13 protein-coding genes and 1 pseudogene are annotated in these 13,643 nt (G+C 66.7%); 10 read left to right on the forward strand and 4 right to left on the reverse strand.

Annotation, left to right across the window (positions count from 1 at the left end; genetic code table 11):
• Positions 1-3,193, reverse strand: a pseudogene (locus OOZ63_RS07035) (hypothetical protein); the annotation flags it as partial.
• 455 nt (positions 3,194-3,648) lie between these two features.
• Between OOZ63_RS07035 and OOZ63_RS07040 the strand changes: the two are divergent.
• From OOZ63_RS07040 to OOZ63_RS07050, 3 genes are read left to right on the forward strand one after another with little or no spacing between them, the layout of a single operon-like run.
• On the forward strand, positions 3,649-4,605 hold the full coding sequence (locus tag OOZ63_RS07040) for a glycosyltransferase family 2 protein (protein WP_266004730.1): 957 nt from the start codon (positions 3,649-3,651) through the stop codon (positions 4,603-4,605).
• Complete coding sequence (locus OOZ63_RS07045; protein WP_266004731.1) at positions 4,595-5,269, forward strand: acyltransferase; 675 nt, start codon at positions 4,595-4,597, stop codon at positions 5,267-5,269. The genes OOZ63_RS07040 and OOZ63_RS07045 overlap by 11 nt, the downstream gene beginning before the upstream one ends.
• A gap of 1 nt (position 5,270) precedes the next feature.
• Positions 5,271-6,620, forward strand: a complete 1,350-nt coding sequence (locus OOZ63_RS07050) for a bifunctional glycosyltransferase/class I SAM-dependent methyltransferase (RefSeq protein WP_266004732.1) — start codon at positions 5,271-5,273, stop codon at positions 6,618-6,620.
• Here the strand turns inward: OOZ63_RS07050 and OOZ63_RS07055 are convergent.
• Both OOZ63_RS07055 and OOZ63_RS07060 read right to left on the reverse strand, forming a co-directional pair.
• Positions 6,601-6,888 (reverse strand): DUF4936 family protein, encoded by a 288-nt coding sequence (locus tag OOZ63_RS07055; protein WP_266004733.1) that lies wholly within the window; start codon positions 6,886-6,888, stop codon positions 6,601-6,603. The genes OOZ63_RS07050 and OOZ63_RS07055 overlap by 20 nt on opposite strands.
• On the reverse strand, positions 6,885-7,838 hold the full coding sequence (locus OOZ63_RS07060; protein ID WP_266004734.1) for a YgfZ/GcvT domain-containing protein: 954 nt from the start codon (positions 7,836-7,838) through the stop codon (positions 6,885-6,887). Before OOZ63_RS07060 ends, OOZ63_RS07055 begins: the two co-directional genes overlap by 4 nt.
• Before the next feature lie 96 nt (positions 7,839-7,934).
• On the opposite strand from OOZ63_RS07060, the gene mltG reads away from it, so the two are divergent.
• From mltG to OOZ63_RS07095, 7 genes are all read left to right on the forward strand, one after another.
• Positions 7,935-8,927, forward strand: a complete 993-nt coding sequence (gene mltG / locus OOZ63_RS07065) for an endolytic transglycosylase MltG (protein WP_266004735.1) — start codon at positions 7,935-7,937, stop codon at positions 8,925-8,927.
• 4 nt (positions 8,928-8,931) lie between these two features.
• On the forward strand, positions 8,932-9,561 hold the full coding sequence (gene tmk / locus OOZ63_RS07070; protein WP_266004736.1) for a dTMP kinase: 630 nt from the start codon (positions 8,932-8,934) through the stop codon (positions 9,559-9,561).
• Entirely contained in the window at positions 9,555-10,571 is a 1,017-nt protein-coding gene (locus OOZ63_RS07075; RefSeq protein WP_266004737.1) for a DNA polymerase III subunit delta', read from the forward strand. The genes tmk and OOZ63_RS07075 overlap by 7 nt, the downstream gene beginning before the upstream one ends.
• A 27-nt stretch (positions 10,572-10,598) precedes the next feature.
• The gene (locus tag OOZ63_RS07080; RefSeq protein WP_266004738.1) at positions 10,599-10,988 is read left to right on the forward strand and encodes a PilZ domain-containing protein; all 390 of its coding nucleotides are present in this window, start codon (positions 10,599-10,601) and stop codon (positions 10,986-10,988) included.
• A complete protein-coding gene (locus OOZ63_RS07085) occupies positions 10,989-11,780 on the forward strand; it encodes a TatD family hydrolase (RefSeq protein WP_266004739.1) in 792 nt (263 codons plus the stop codon).
• Entirely contained in the window at positions 11,777-12,430 is a 654-nt protein-coding gene (locus OOZ63_RS07090) for an ankyrin repeat domain-containing protein (protein ID WP_266004740.1), read from the forward strand. The genes OOZ63_RS07085 and OOZ63_RS07090 overlap by 4 nt, the downstream gene beginning before the upstream one ends.
• Before the next feature lie 108 nt (positions 12,431-12,538).
• Entirely contained in the window at positions 12,539-12,760 is a 222-nt protein-coding gene (locus tag OOZ63_RS07095; protein WP_266004741.1) for a hypothetical protein, read from the forward strand.
• Positions 12,761-12,765: 5 nt separating this feature from the next.
• On the opposite strand, the gene OOZ63_RS07100 is transcribed toward OOZ63_RS07095, so the two are convergent.
• Positions 12,766-13,641, reverse strand: a complete 876-nt coding sequence (locus OOZ63_RS07100; RefSeq protein ID WP_266004742.1) for a DMT family transporter — start codon at positions 13,639-13,641, stop codon at positions 12,766-12,768.
• Between the last annotated feature and the right edge of the window lie 2 nt (positions 13,642-13,643).

Below are 13,643 nucleotides of genomic sequence, written 5' to 3' on the forward strand. Positions count from 1 at the left end.
GGCCGCGGACCTGCTGGGTGCTCAACGCACCGACCTGTTCAGACTTCAGCGCCTGGATGTTGTCGGTGGACAGGGCGCCGAGCTGGTCGGAGTTCAGGGCGCGAAGCTGGGCGCTGCCCAGGGCGCGAAGATCGTCACTCTCCAGTGCCTTGATCTGGTCGGTACTCAGGCCGCCGATCTGCGAGGTGCTGAGTGCGCCGGCCTGCTCGGAACGCAAGGCTTGGATATTGTCGGTGGACAAGGCGCCGATCTGGTCGGAGCCCAGCGAGCGAACCTGCGCGCTACTGAGCGTGCGCAAGTCATCGCTTTCCAGCGTGGACACCTGGGTGGTGCTCAGCGCCGCAATCTGCGATGTGGTCAGGCCCTTGAACTGGTCGGTCCCCAGGGCGTTCAGGTCTTCGCTGCCCAGGCTGCGTAGCTGCAGCGTGGTCAGCGCGGCCACTTGCTCGCTGCGCAGGGCGCCGAATTGGTCGGATCCCAGCGCGGCGAGCTGATCTGTCGACAGGCTGCGCAGGGCGGCGGAGGACATCGCCCTCAGGTCATCGGTCTCCAGGGCCGCCATCTGGTCGGTGCTGAGGCCCCGGACCTGGGCCGTGCTGAGCGCAGCCACTTGTTCCGAGCGCAGCGCCTGGATGCTGTCAGTGGACAGCGCCGAGATCTGGGCCGTGTTGAGCGCCCTGAGCTGTGCGCTGCTGAGTGCTCGCAAGTCGTCGCTCTCCAGCGTCGCGATCTGGGACGTGCCGATGGCACCGATCTGGGCCGTGGTCAGGGCCTTGAACTGATCGGTGGTCAGCGCATTGAGGTCATCGCTGTCCAGGCCTGCGAGTTGGGGCGAGGAAGTCAGGGCGGCAACCTGATCGGTACGCAAGGCGCCGATCTGGTCGGAGTTCAGCGCGCCGACCTGGTCCGTGCTGAGGGCGCGCAGGCTGGCCGATCCGAGGGCCCGCAGATCGTCGGTCTCCATCGCCGCCATCTGATCGGTACTCAGGCCACGGACCTGGGCCGTGCTCAGCGCGCCGACCTGCTCGGAGCGCAGGGCTTGGATGTTGTCTGTGGACAGCGCGGCGATCTGGTCCGAGTTGAGGGCTCTGAGCTGGGCACTGCCCAGCGCACGCAGATCGTCGCTCTCCAGCGTCGACAGTTGGCTGGTGCTGAGCCCGCCAATCTGGGCCGAGCTCAGGGTCTTGAACTGGTCGGTGGTCAATGCGTTCAGCGCATCGCTGCTCAAGCCGCCGATCTGCGCGGAACTCAGCGCAAGAATCTGCTGCGAGCCCAGGGCCGCGATTTGGTCGGAGCTGAGCGCCTGCAACTGATCGGAGCTCAGCGCACGGACCTGGGCGCTGCCCAGCGCACGCAAATCGTCGGTTTCCAGCGCGGCCATCTGGTCGGTGCTCAGGCCACGCACTTGCAGGGTGGTCAGCGCACCAAGCTGCTCGGACTTCAAGGCCTGGATATTGTCGGTGGACAGGGCGCCGATCTGGTCGGTGTTCAGCGCGCGCAGCTGGGCGCTGCTGAGGGCCCGCAGATCGTCGCTTTCCAGCGTGGAGACCTGGGAGGTGCCCAGCGCGGCGATATGAGCGCTGTTGAGGGCCTTGAACTGGTCGGTTCCCAGGGCGTTGAGATCATCGCTGCCGAGGTCGCGAACTTGGGCGGTAGTCAGGGCGGCCACCTGCTGGGTGCGCAGCGCGCCGATCTGGTCTGAGTTCAGCGCGCCGAGCTGATCGGAGTCCAGGGCGCGCAGGCTCGCTGTGCCAAGGGCACGCAGATCATCGGTCTCCAGCGCACCGATCTGGTTGGTACTCAGGCCGCGGACCTGTTGCGTGCTCAGCGCAGCGACCTGGTCAGACTTCAGTGCCTGGATGCTGTCGGTGGAGAGCGCACCGAGCTGGTCGGAGTTCAGCGCACGCAGTTGGGCGCTGCCCAGGGCGCGCAGATCATCGCTCTCCAGCGTGGAAACCTGGGAGGTGCCGAGCGCGGCGATATGCGCGCTGCCCAGGGCCTTGAACTGGTCGGTGCTCAGCGCGTTGAGGTCATCACTACCTAGGTCGCGGACCTGGGTAGTGGTCAGCGCGGCGACCTGGCTGGTGCGTAGCGCGCCGATCTGGTCGGAGTTCAGCGCACCGAGTTGATCGGAGTCCAGAGCGCGCAGACTGGCGGTGCCCAGAGCGCGCAGATCGTCGGTCTCCAGTGCACCGATCTGGTCGGTGCTCAAGCCGCGGACCTGTTGCGTTCCCAAGGCAGCGACCTGGTCGGACTTCAACGCCTGGATGTTGTCGGTGGACAGGGCGCCGAGCTGGTCGGAGTTCAGGGCGCGAAGCTGGGCGCTGCCCAGGGCGCGCAGATCGTCACTCTCCAGGGTGGAGACCTGGGAAGTGCCCAGCGCGGCGATATGGGCGCTGTTGAGGGCCTTGAACTGGTCGGTGCCCAAGGCGTTGAGGTCATCGCTGCCGAGGTCGCGGACCTGGGCGGTAGTCAGGGCGGCCACCTGCTGGGTGCGCAGAGCGCCGATCTGGTCGGAGTTCAGCGCACCGAGCTGGTCGGAGTCCAGGGCGCGGATCTGGGCGGTGCCCAGGGCCCGCAAGTCGTCGGTCTCCAGCGCTGCCGCCTGGTCGGTACTCAAGCCGCGGACTTGCTGGGTGCTCAGGGCGCCGATCTGATCGGAGCGCAGAGCCTGGATATTGTCCGTGGACAGGGCGGCAATCTGGTCGGAGTTCAGCGAGCGCAGCTGGGCTGAGGACAGCGCGCGCAGATCGTCGCTCTCCAGGGTCGCCACCTGGCTGGTGGTCAGCGCTGCGATATGGCCGGTGTTCAGGGCCTTGAACTGATCGGTGCTCAGCGCATTGAGGTCGTCGCTGTCCAGGCCGCGCAGCTGACTGGTGTTCAGCGCCGCAACCTGCTGCGTGCGCAGACCGCCGATCTGGTCGGAGTTCAGGGCGCCCAGCTGGTCGGTGCTCAGGGCACGCACAGCCAGCGTGCTCAGAGCCCGCAAGTCGTCGGTTTCAAAGAAGGACAGCTGCTGGCTGGACAGCGAATTGATGGCGAAGGTGCCCAAGGTCGCGACCTGACCGGAGGTGAGGGCGGCAATCTGGTCGGAGTTGAAGGCAGCCCAATCCTCGGTCGTCAGCCCGGCCAGGGTTGCGGTGGGCAACAAAGCGATTTGCTGGGTCGGCAGGTTGGTAATGAGAGATGCCATCTTTGACTCACTGGTTTGATTGCTCGATCCCCGCAGCTCAAAGCCCCGGGATCGGTTGGCGGCACGGGCCGCCATACAGGTTGTTACATGCCTGGCAGGTTATCCCGCCCGGCTTTGCGATCTCGTTTCTTGTGGCCGGATCGGTCGCCAAATCCGGCACATCAGCACGCTTGGATGGATTCCGCTGACCCCTGGTCGGGACGAAAGCCATCAACTCCTTCGGGTTTTCGACCAGCACCCCATCAACTTGAGGGAGATCGGCGCACTGCCACGACCCGGGCCCTCTCGGACCACGGAACGCAAAGCCGCATCAATACGGGATGGATGCTAGGCGGGCATGGCTATCGGCAATCGCCGTAACAACTTGAGGATTGCTTGGCTATTTGGCCCATGAGGCCGGGCTTGTGGCGATGTAATGCGCAGCATGGCCACATCGGCCGAGCGAGCCTGCGCGCATGAAAATCACGACCCTGATCCCTGCCTATAAGACCAAGTACATTGTCGAGTTGCTGACGTCCTTGCGCGTGCAGACCCGGCCGAGCAGCCGCATTGTGATCTCCGATGACAGCCCCGGCGGCGAGTTCTCGGCCTTGCTGGAGTCCGCGCCGCTGCGCGGTCTGCGCCAGGGCCTGCCCATCGAGGTGCACCAGGGGCCGCGCAATGGGGCTTACGAGAACTTCAAGCACCTAGCCGGGCTCTGGGGCTCGGACTCCGAGCTCGTGCATCTGCTGCTCGACGACGATGTGCTTTACCCTGAGTTCTACGAGCGCCATCTGACCGCCCATGTCAGCGGCCGCTACTCCTGCAGCATCAGCGGGCGCTGGACCGCCAACGAGAGCGGCCAGCCCGTCGGCGGGCAGCCCTTGCCCAAGGCGGTCGCGAGCTCAGGCGAGCGCATCCTCTCCCTGAGCGACGATGTGGTCTTTATGACCACCGTGCCCTGGTGTCGCAACTGGTTCGGCGAGTTCTCCAACTGTGTGATGAATGCCGAGAGCGTAGCTTTGCTGGCCAAGCCGGAGTTCGGTGGCGTCTCCTACGCCGGCCTGTGGGACCTCGGTTTTTTCCTAGCCGCCAGCATCCAGGCGCCGATCGCCTACATCCAGGACCGGCTCGGTTGCTTCCGCACTGGCGGCGAGAACAACTCCTCGCAGTTTTTCGGCAAGTTTATGAAAGCAGCCCATCTGGGCTATGCCGCACTCGCCCTGGGAGGCGAGCGCATCGGCAAGCTCAGCAGGGAACAGGCCCTGCTGTGCTACCGCGGCATCGCGCCCGCCCTGCTGCAGCGCTATGGCAGCCAAGAGGACATGCAGCCCTTCTGTGATTTGCTGGCCCGCATGGCCGAGGGCGACACCAAGGCCGAGACCGAGTTCGAGCTCGCCTGGGCCCAATACCTGCGTGGCCATGGCTTCTGAGACCGGCATGCAGCGACGCTACCAAAGGCTGGTAGGCCTGATCACCGCCAGCAAGCCTCTGGATCTGGATGCCTGGACCCGCATGCTGCTGGTGCAGTACTTTTTCCATGTCTCGGACCGCCGGCGCATCGAGATCCATGGCGAGGGCCAGCAATTGCTGAACCTGCTGACGCCGACCCACTTCAAGGGCCAGGGCCGCATCCGGCTGGCCACCACCACGGTGTTTGGCGTGCCACGCTCGCCGGGCAGCTACGGCGCCAGCTATATCGAGGCGCGCACGCCGGACTCGCTGATCGATATCGGCCCGGGCACGGTGTTCAACAACCGCTGCGTGCTGATCTCCGAGGGCGCGAGCATCCGGTTCGGCGCCAACTGCCTGATCGGCCCGGAACTGCATGTGATGGACAGCAACTCGCACGACCTGGTGCTGGAGCGGCGGCGCCAACCCGACCCGCGGCCGGCCGGCGTCGAGATCGGCGACGAGGTCTTCATCGGCTCGCGTGTCACCCTGCTCAAGGGTGTGCGGTTGGGACGCGGCTGCATCGTCGGCGCCGGAGCGGTCGTCCAGCCTGGCTTCGAGGCGCCCCCCATGTCCATTCTGGCCGGCAATCCGGCTGTCATCGTCGGCCGGGCGCGCAGCGCCGCACCCACATCAGAGGTTTGATATGAGCATTCAAGATATCGCCATCGTGGCCGTTTCCTACAACTCGGCCGAACTTCTGCAGGGCATGCTGGCCTCGCTACGGCGCTTCTATCCGAATCGGGTGCATGTGGTGGACGGCTCCGACGCCTCGCACTTGCCGGCGATCCAGGCGGTGGCGGCCGGTTTTGAGGCAGTCGAGCTGCATGCGATGGGCTACAACATCCACCACGGACCGGGCATGGCCTGGGCCATCCAGAATCTGGATCTCAGTGGCCGGGTGCTGTTCCTGGATACCGATATCGTTGTGCTGCGCGAGGGCTTTCTGGAGGCGCTCAACGAGGCTTTGCGACCCGGCGACTACGGGGTCGGCGGCGTGGCCTATGTCAACCGCGAGGGCTTCGACATCGCCTACGGCTACGGGGCCGTCCCCTATCTGCATCCACCCTGCATGTTGTGCAATATCGAGGTGATGCGGCAGTGGCCCCTGCCGATCAAGCATGGCGCGCCCATGGTGGCGCCAATGTTGGCCTTGCACGATGCAGGACGCTCCGAGCTGCTGCGCAATCTGGACTGGGCCAAGAACGATGTGCTGATGGGCACCAGAAAGGTCTATGTCGACCATATCGGCAAGGGCACGAGCACGGCCACCGGCGGCTACCACCTCGAGGAATGGATGGCCGAGGTGCAGGCCCGCCAGGCCGCCAAGGCTGTCCAGCCGCCGGCCCAGGGCTTCAACCCGGACCTGCTGGCCCTGATCCCGGCCCAGGCCAGGACCCTCATCGAAGTGGGCTGCAGCACCGGTTCTCTGGCCCATGCCCTGAAGCGCCACCGCCCCGAGGTTCATTATCTCGGACTGGAACTCGATCCCAAGGCCGCCGAGATCGCAGCACAGCATTGCGATGGCATGGTCAGTCTGGACATCGAAGGTGCCGACGAGTCCCTCTATCGCGACTATGCAGACCGTGACTGCTGGATCTTCGGCGATGTGCTGGAGCACTTGCGTGATCCCTGGCGTGTGCTCGGCCAGATCCGCAAGGTGTTGCCCGAGGGGGGCTGCGTGGTGGCCAGCGTGCCCAATGTGCAGCACTGGAGCGTGCAGGGGCGCCTGGCGGTGGGCGATTTCCGCTACGAGGGCACAGGGCTGCTCGATCGCACCCATCTGCGCTGGTTCACCCGCGTCACGCTGTTCGAGCTGTTCCAGTCGGCCGGGCTGCGCATCGAGGCCGGCGTGCCCCGCATCTTCGAGGAGCCAGGCCGCGAGCCGGTGCTGGCCGCCATCCGCCAGATGGCGGCCGCGATGGGTCGTGACCCAGAGGGGGCAGTGCGCGACGCGCTGCCGCTGCAGTATGTGGTCAGGGCCGTGCGGGGCTGAGGGGCAAGCATTCGAAGCGCTCGAGATGGCGCGACCCGCTGACCAGACCGGCCATGGCTGACGCCACTCGTCGCTCGACGGCATCGGCCTGCTCCACGTCGGCGCCATAGACCTCCATCCATGTCAGCAAGAATGCAGTGGGCTCATGGCGCTGCAGTAGGCGCACTGGCGCCGCGCCTCGGGCCTGCTCGAAGGCCGAGCGTGCAGCCTTGGCCTGCGCGGGCTCCAGCTTGTAGTAGACGTAGAGCTCCTCCCCCATCGGGCTCATTGCGGCTCGCCTACCGAGTACGGCAGCGTGCGCGGGAAGAGGACCGGGCCCTCGGCGCTGCCCAGATGCAGGCTGCCACCCTCCAGAGCAGCCAGTTTGACCTCGGCCAGCAGCAATGTCCGACCTTCGCGCTGCGCCACGGCTGCGACCAGCCCGGCCGGCTGGGCCGGGTCTGCGCTGTGGAACAGCTCCTGGCCGACTACCGCCTGGGCAGCGCCCTCGGCCGCAAACATCAAGGTGCGGCGCTTGACGGTGCCGCGGTACTGGCTGCGCGCCACCACCTCCTGGCCGGGATAGCAGCCCTTCTGGAAGTTCACGCCGCCTAGCAGCTCCAGATTGATCATCTGCGGCACGAACTGTTCGACCGTCGCGCCGCGCACCCAGGCCAGGCCGGCCTGCACTTCCAGCCATTGCCAGTCGGCCTCGACCAGTGCGGGCAGGGCGGGGGCCGGGGCCTGGGTGGGCTGCAGCAACGCGTAGCGGGCGACCGCTTCCAGGGCATCGGGCAGTTTCACGACCAGAGCCTCGCCGACGCGGGCCACTCCCCAGACCTCGGCCGGCGCAGCCGCGCCCAGCCAGGCACTGGCGGCAGGGCCAGCCAGGCCCCACATGGCCCAGTCGGCACTGGCGTCGCTGAGCTTGCATCTAGCCCGCAGCACAAACATCGAGAGTCGCTTCAGGGTCGGCGCCAGCAATTCGGCCGGCAGGACCAGCAGCAGCTCATCGCTAGTGTTCTTGACGGCCAGCAAGGTGGCCAGCAGCCGGCCCTTGGCCGAGCAGTATCCAGCCAGCCGGGCCTGCTCGGGGGTCTGCAGCGCGATGTCCTGGGTCAGCTGGCCGTGCAGAAACTTGGCGGCTTCCTCGCCCTTGGCGCGCATCACGCCCCAGTCGGCCAGGCGCAACGCGCCGCCGGTGATCACAGTGGTGGTGGTGTGGGTGGTTTCGCTCATGGGCCCGATTATCATCAGCGCCCACATCACCTTCGGAAAGTTCAGGTCTTGGCCCGCCATAGCAACAGAAAAAAGCGCTCTACTGGTCTCGGCGCCGTGAGCTGGCTACTGGGCCTGCTACTGCTGGTCCTGGGGCTGGCCGGGGCGGGCGCCGGCGCGGCCTGGTGGTGGCTGGACCAGCCGCTGACGTTGGACAAGCCGGCAGTGGAGCTGTCCGTGGAGCCCGGCAGTTCGCCGCAGCAGGTGGCTCAGGCCTGGGTGGCGGCGGGCATCGCCACCGATGCGCGGCTGCTGTATCAGTGGTTCCGCTGGTCGGGCCAGGCGCGCCAGATCCGCGCCGGCAGCTATGAAATCCACCAGGGTGCGACGCCGCGCGACCTGCTGAACAAGATGGTGCGCGGTGACGAGGTGCTGGAGGTCGTGCGCCTGATCGAGGGTTGGACCTTCCGCCAGTTCCGTGCCGCACTGGCCAAGGCGCCGGCGCTCAAACCGACCACGGCGGACATGAGTGAGGACCAGATCATGGCGGCGCTGGGCGCACCCGGCATGCCGGCCGAGGGCCGCTTCTTCCCCGACACCTATGCCTACAGCCGCGGCGTCAGCGACTTGACCGTGCTCAAGCGCGCCCATGCGGCGATGGCCCGCCGCCTGGCCTCGGCCTGGGACGGTCGCGCCGACGGCCTGCCGCTAAAGAGCCTCGATGAGGCCCTGATCCTGGCTTCCATCGTCGAGAAGGAGACCGGCGCGGCGGCCGACCGTGGCCTGGTCGCCTCAGTCTTCATCAACCGCTTGCGCATCGGTATGCCACTGCAAACCGACCCGACAGTGATTTACGGCCTCGGCGAGGCTTTCGACGGCAATCTGCGCCGCCGCGATCTGCAGACCGACACCCCCTTTAACACTTACACCCGCGGCGGCCTGCCGCCGACGCCGATCGCGATGCCCGGCGTGGCCTCGCTGCGGGCGACACTGCATCCCCCGGCCAGCAAGGCGCTGTACTTCGTCGCCCGCGGCGATGGCAGCAGTGAGTTTAGCGAGGACCTGGCCGCGCATAATCGCGCGGTCAACAAATACCAGCGTGGTCAATAGTTTCGTGAACAGTGTCCTGAGCGGCAGCGCCCGTTTCATCAGCTTCGAGGGCATCGACGGTGCCGGTAAGTCCACCCATATCCAGACCTTGAGTCAGCGGCTGCGCGAGCGCGGCGCAGAGCTGGTCAATACCCGCGAGCCTGGCGGTACGCCGCTGGCCGAGACTCTTCGCGGCCTGTTCCTGCACAGCGGCATGGATGAGCTGACCGAGGCGCTGCTGGTGTTTGCCGGACGCCGCGACCATCTGGTCAAGGTCATCGAGCCGGCGCTGGCCGTCGGCAAGACCGTCGTGTGCGACCGTTTTGCCGACGCCAGCTTTGCCTATCAAGGCTATGGACGCGGCATGGACTTGGCCGTGCTGAGCAGCCTGGAGCAGTGGGTGCTTCAGGGCCGCCAGCCAGACTTGACCCTGTGGTTCGACCTGCCGGCCGAGATGGCCGCGCAGCGCCGCGCCGCCGCACGCGAGGCGGATCGCTTCGAGCAACAGGACCTGGACTTCTTCGAGCGGGTGCGCGCCGGCTATGCGGCGCGCGCTGCGGCTGCGCCCGAACGCTTTGCCCGCATCGATGCCAGCGGCTCGATCGCCAGCGTCGCGGCGCAGATCACTGCCGTGCTGGAGGCCCGTGGATGGTGAGCGCCGACCTAACCTTGCCCTGGTTGGCCGAGCCGCTGACACAGGTGCTGGCACGCGCGCGCTCGCATGCGCTGCTGATACAGGGGCCGTCCGGTGTTGGCCAGTTCGATCTGGCCCTGCTGCTGGCTCAGGCTTGGCTGTGCGAGACGCCGGTATCCGACTCGGGCTGGGCCTGCGGCCAGTGCGGCAGTTGCAAGCTGTTCCAGTCGCGTACCCACCCGGATTTCCAGCTGCTGATCCCCGAGGCCTTGCGCGAACCGCTGGGCTGGGGGAGCGACGAGGGCGAGAGCGCCAAAGAAAGTAAGACCAAGCCCAGCCGCGAGATCAAGGTCGAGGCCGTGCGCCAGATGCTGAGCTTCGCCCAGGCCACCTCGGCACGCGGCCGCGCCAAGGTGGTGGTGGTCTATCCGGCCGAGGCCCTGAACACAGTAGCCGCCAACGCATTGCTGAAGACTCTGGAAGAGCCGGCCGGCGTGCTGCGCTTCGCGCTGGCCAGTGCCGCCCCAGAAAGCCTGCTGCCGACCATCCGCAGCCGCTGCCAACCGGTGCCGCTGGGTCTGCCGGATACCGGGCCGGCGCTGGCCTGGTTGCACGCCCAGGGCGTCGACGGCGCCGAGGTGTTGCTGGCGGCGGCCGGCGGGCGACCGCAGGAGGCCTTGCGCTGGAGCGAGGAGGGCCTGAAGGCGGCCGCCTGGGCGCAGCTGCCGGCGCGGCTGGCGCGCGGCGAAGTCGCGGCAATCTCGGACTGGCCGGTGCCGCGTGCGATCGACGCGATGCAGCGTCTGTGCCATGATCTGCTGCGCACCAGCCATGGCGCGCCCCCGCGGTATTTCGCGCCGGAGGCGCTACCGGCGCCGGGACCGGTAGCGCCGCTGCAGCAATGGGCCCAGACGCTGCAGCAGGCCGCGCGCCATGAAGACCATCCACTCAATGCCGGACTCTTGATGGAGTCGCTGGTGTTGCAGGGGCAGTCGGCCTTGCAGGGCCGCCGCCGCGCGGTACGGGCCTGAAGCAAGCCATTCGCTACACTGCTGACTATGAGTGACGCCGCGCCCGCCAAACCTCCCGTGACCCCAACCGCTGCCGGCGCCCGGCCCAGCGTGATCCAGTTGGTGTTCAAGGAAAAGGGCGCGCTCTACGCCGCCTACATCCCGTTGTTTACCGATGGCGGCCTGTTCGTGCCGACTACGCGCGACTACAAGCTCGGCGAAGACATCTACCTGTTGTTGTCTCTGCCCGACGACGCTCAGCGCTATCCAGTGGCCGGCAAGGTGGCCTGGATAACGCCGCCCAATGCCTCAGGCGGCCGCACCCAGGGGGTGGGTGTGCGCTTCCCTGGCGACGAGAAGCACCGGCTGATTAAGATCCGGATCGAGGAACAGCTGGGTACCTCGATTTCCTCGGCCAAGCCGACCCAGACCATCTAGATGTTCATCGATTCGCACTGCCATCTGAGTTTCCCCGAGCTGCGCGCCAATCTGCCGAAGGTCCTGGCTGAAATGGCCACCGCTCGGGTTGATCAGGCCATCTGTATCTGCACGACCATGGAGGAGTTCCCCGCCGTCAGCGAGATCGCAGCCGCTCACAGCCAGCTTTGGGCCACGGTGGGCGTGCATCCCGACAATGAGGATGTCCACGAGCCGACGGTCGAGGAGCTGGTCACTGCGGCTCAGCACCCCAAGGTGGTCGCAATAGGCGAGACCGGGCTGGATTACTACCGCCTCAACGGTCGCAGCATCGACGAGATGGAGTGGCAGCGCGAGCGTTTTCGCACCCATATTCGAGCCGCGCGGGCCACGGCCAAACCGCTAGTCATCCACACCCGAAGCAGCTCGGCAGACACCTTGCGCCTGCTGCGCGAGGAGGTCGCCTTGGGTGGTTCGCTGGGCGAGCGGCCCGGCGTGTTTCACTGCTTTACCGAGACCGCCGAGGTGGCTTGGGCGGCAGTAGAGCTGGGGTTTTATGTGTCCTTCTCCGGCATCCTGACGTTCAAGAACGCGCAGGACCTGCGCGATGTGGCCGCCGCGCTGCCGATGGACCGAATCCTGATCGAGACCGACAGCCCTTATCTGGCGCCGGCGCCCTATCGAGGCAAGACCAACAGCCCGGCCTATGTGCCCTATGTGGCCAAGCAGCTGGCTGAGCTGCGCGCCCTTAGCCTCGACGAGATCGCGGCTCAGACCTCGGCCAATTGCCGGCGCTTGTTCGCTCTCCCATGAAGAGCGTCCCGCGCCTTGTCACGCTGGCGCTGCTGGCTGCCGTCGGCTTCGCAGCTTCCGGGGCCGCCACGGCCGGGCCAGCGGAGGACCTGTTGATCGCGGCGATGCGCAATGACGGCTACCGTATCGGCGTGCTGCTGATGCGCGGGGGCGACCCCAATGTGCGTGACGAGCAGGGTCAGACGCCCTTGCACATCGCATTGAAGGACGATGGCGACAAGGCCGTCAACAGCCTGCTGAGCCATCCAGCGCTGGATGTCAATGCGGTCACTGCCGCCGGCGAGACACCGCTGATGCTGGCGGCGTTGCGCGGCCGTCTCGACACCGCCCGGCTGCTCGTGCAGCGAGGCGCGCAGATCAATCGCGAGGGCTGGAGTCCCTTGCACTATGCCTGCAGCGGCCCCGACGAAGGGGTGGCGGCCTGGCTGCTGAGCCAGGGTGCCGAGATCGATGCGCGCTCGCCCAATGGCAGCACGCCGCTGATGATGGCGGCCGGCTACGGCGGACTGAGTACGGCCGAGCTGCTGCTAAAGGCCGGTGCCAAGACCCAGCTGCAAAACGAGCAGGGACTGCGCGCGGCTGACTTCGCCGAGCGCGCCGGGCGCGACAGATTTGCCAAGTTGCTGCGCGCTCAGGCTGACAAGCCCTAGGACTTTGCCTGACACGCGCTTTGGCGCCCGGCCCACTGCCGCGCGCAGCGGCCCAGCCCTACAGTGACTTCCAGGCTGCACCTTCGAGCCTGCCAACCGGAGTTACTTATGCGCCTTGCTTCTCACATCACCGCTGCCGCCAACCCCTTCGCGATGATGCTGGACCCGCAGCAGATCGCGCGCGCCGTCGAAAGCTCGGAGCGCCTGAACCGCCTGCACAGCCGCATCTACCGCCCGCTGGACAAGCCTCTGATTGCCAAGGCGCCGGGCGACGCGGCCGACTTCGACCGCCTGATCGACGCGATGCCCGAACCCGACGACCTGCTCTGAACGGCTCAGGCCTTGTTAGGCTTGCCGAGCAGGCCGATCGCCAGTGCCGTGCCCAGCAGCACGACGGCACAGCCCAGTGCCATGCGGGAGGTGAACGCCTCGGCCAGAAATAGCCAGCCCCACAGCACGGCGAACACCGGGATCAGAAAGGTCACGGCAATCGTGTTGGTCGCGCCGATGCGTGACATCAGGCGAAAGAACAGGATGTAGGCGATGCCCGAGCACAGTAGGGCCAGCAGCAACACGCCGACCCAGGCCTGCAGGCTCGGCGGCTGGGTCGGCCAAAGCCAGATGGCCGGTAGCGCCAGCAGCAGCGCTGCAAAGACCTGGCTGCCAGTGGCCACACTCAGTGGGCTCACATGCGAGAGGAATCGCTTGGTGTAGTTGGCCGCGATGCCGTAGCTCAGCGCAGCGCCCAGGCAGGCCAGGATGGCCCAGCCGCTGCCGCCGGGCTTGAACGAGGCCTGATCCCAGGCCAGAAACAAGACGCCGGCAAAACCTAGCGCCAGTCCGACGCAGCGCAACAGGCTCAGGCGTTGGGCAAGCCAGATCCAGGCAACGATGGCGCCCCAAAGCGGCGTGGTCGCATTCAGGATGCTGGACAGGCCGGCGGTGATCGACAGCGCGGCGAAGCTGAACAGTGCAAAAGGCAGGGCGCTATTGAGCAGGCCTACGGCTAGCAGCGGTCGCCATTCGCGCCTGAGCTCGCCCAATCCCTGGCGGGCCGCCAGCAGCGGCAGGAGCATCAGGCTGGCACCACCGACGCGCACCGCCGCCATCGCGATCGGGCCAAATTCATGCGCGCCCAGGCGCATGAACAGAAAGGACGCGCCCCAGATGGCGGCCAGCAGCAGCAGTTCGGCGATATCGAAAGTTTTCATCA

Origin of the sequence: Paucibacter sp. PLA-PC-4 (assembly GCF_026241155.1) — a bacterium.
In the GTDB taxonomy this organism is placed as follows: domain Bacteria; phylum Pseudomonadota; class Gammaproteobacteria; order Burkholderiales; family Burkholderiaceae_C; genus Roseateles_E.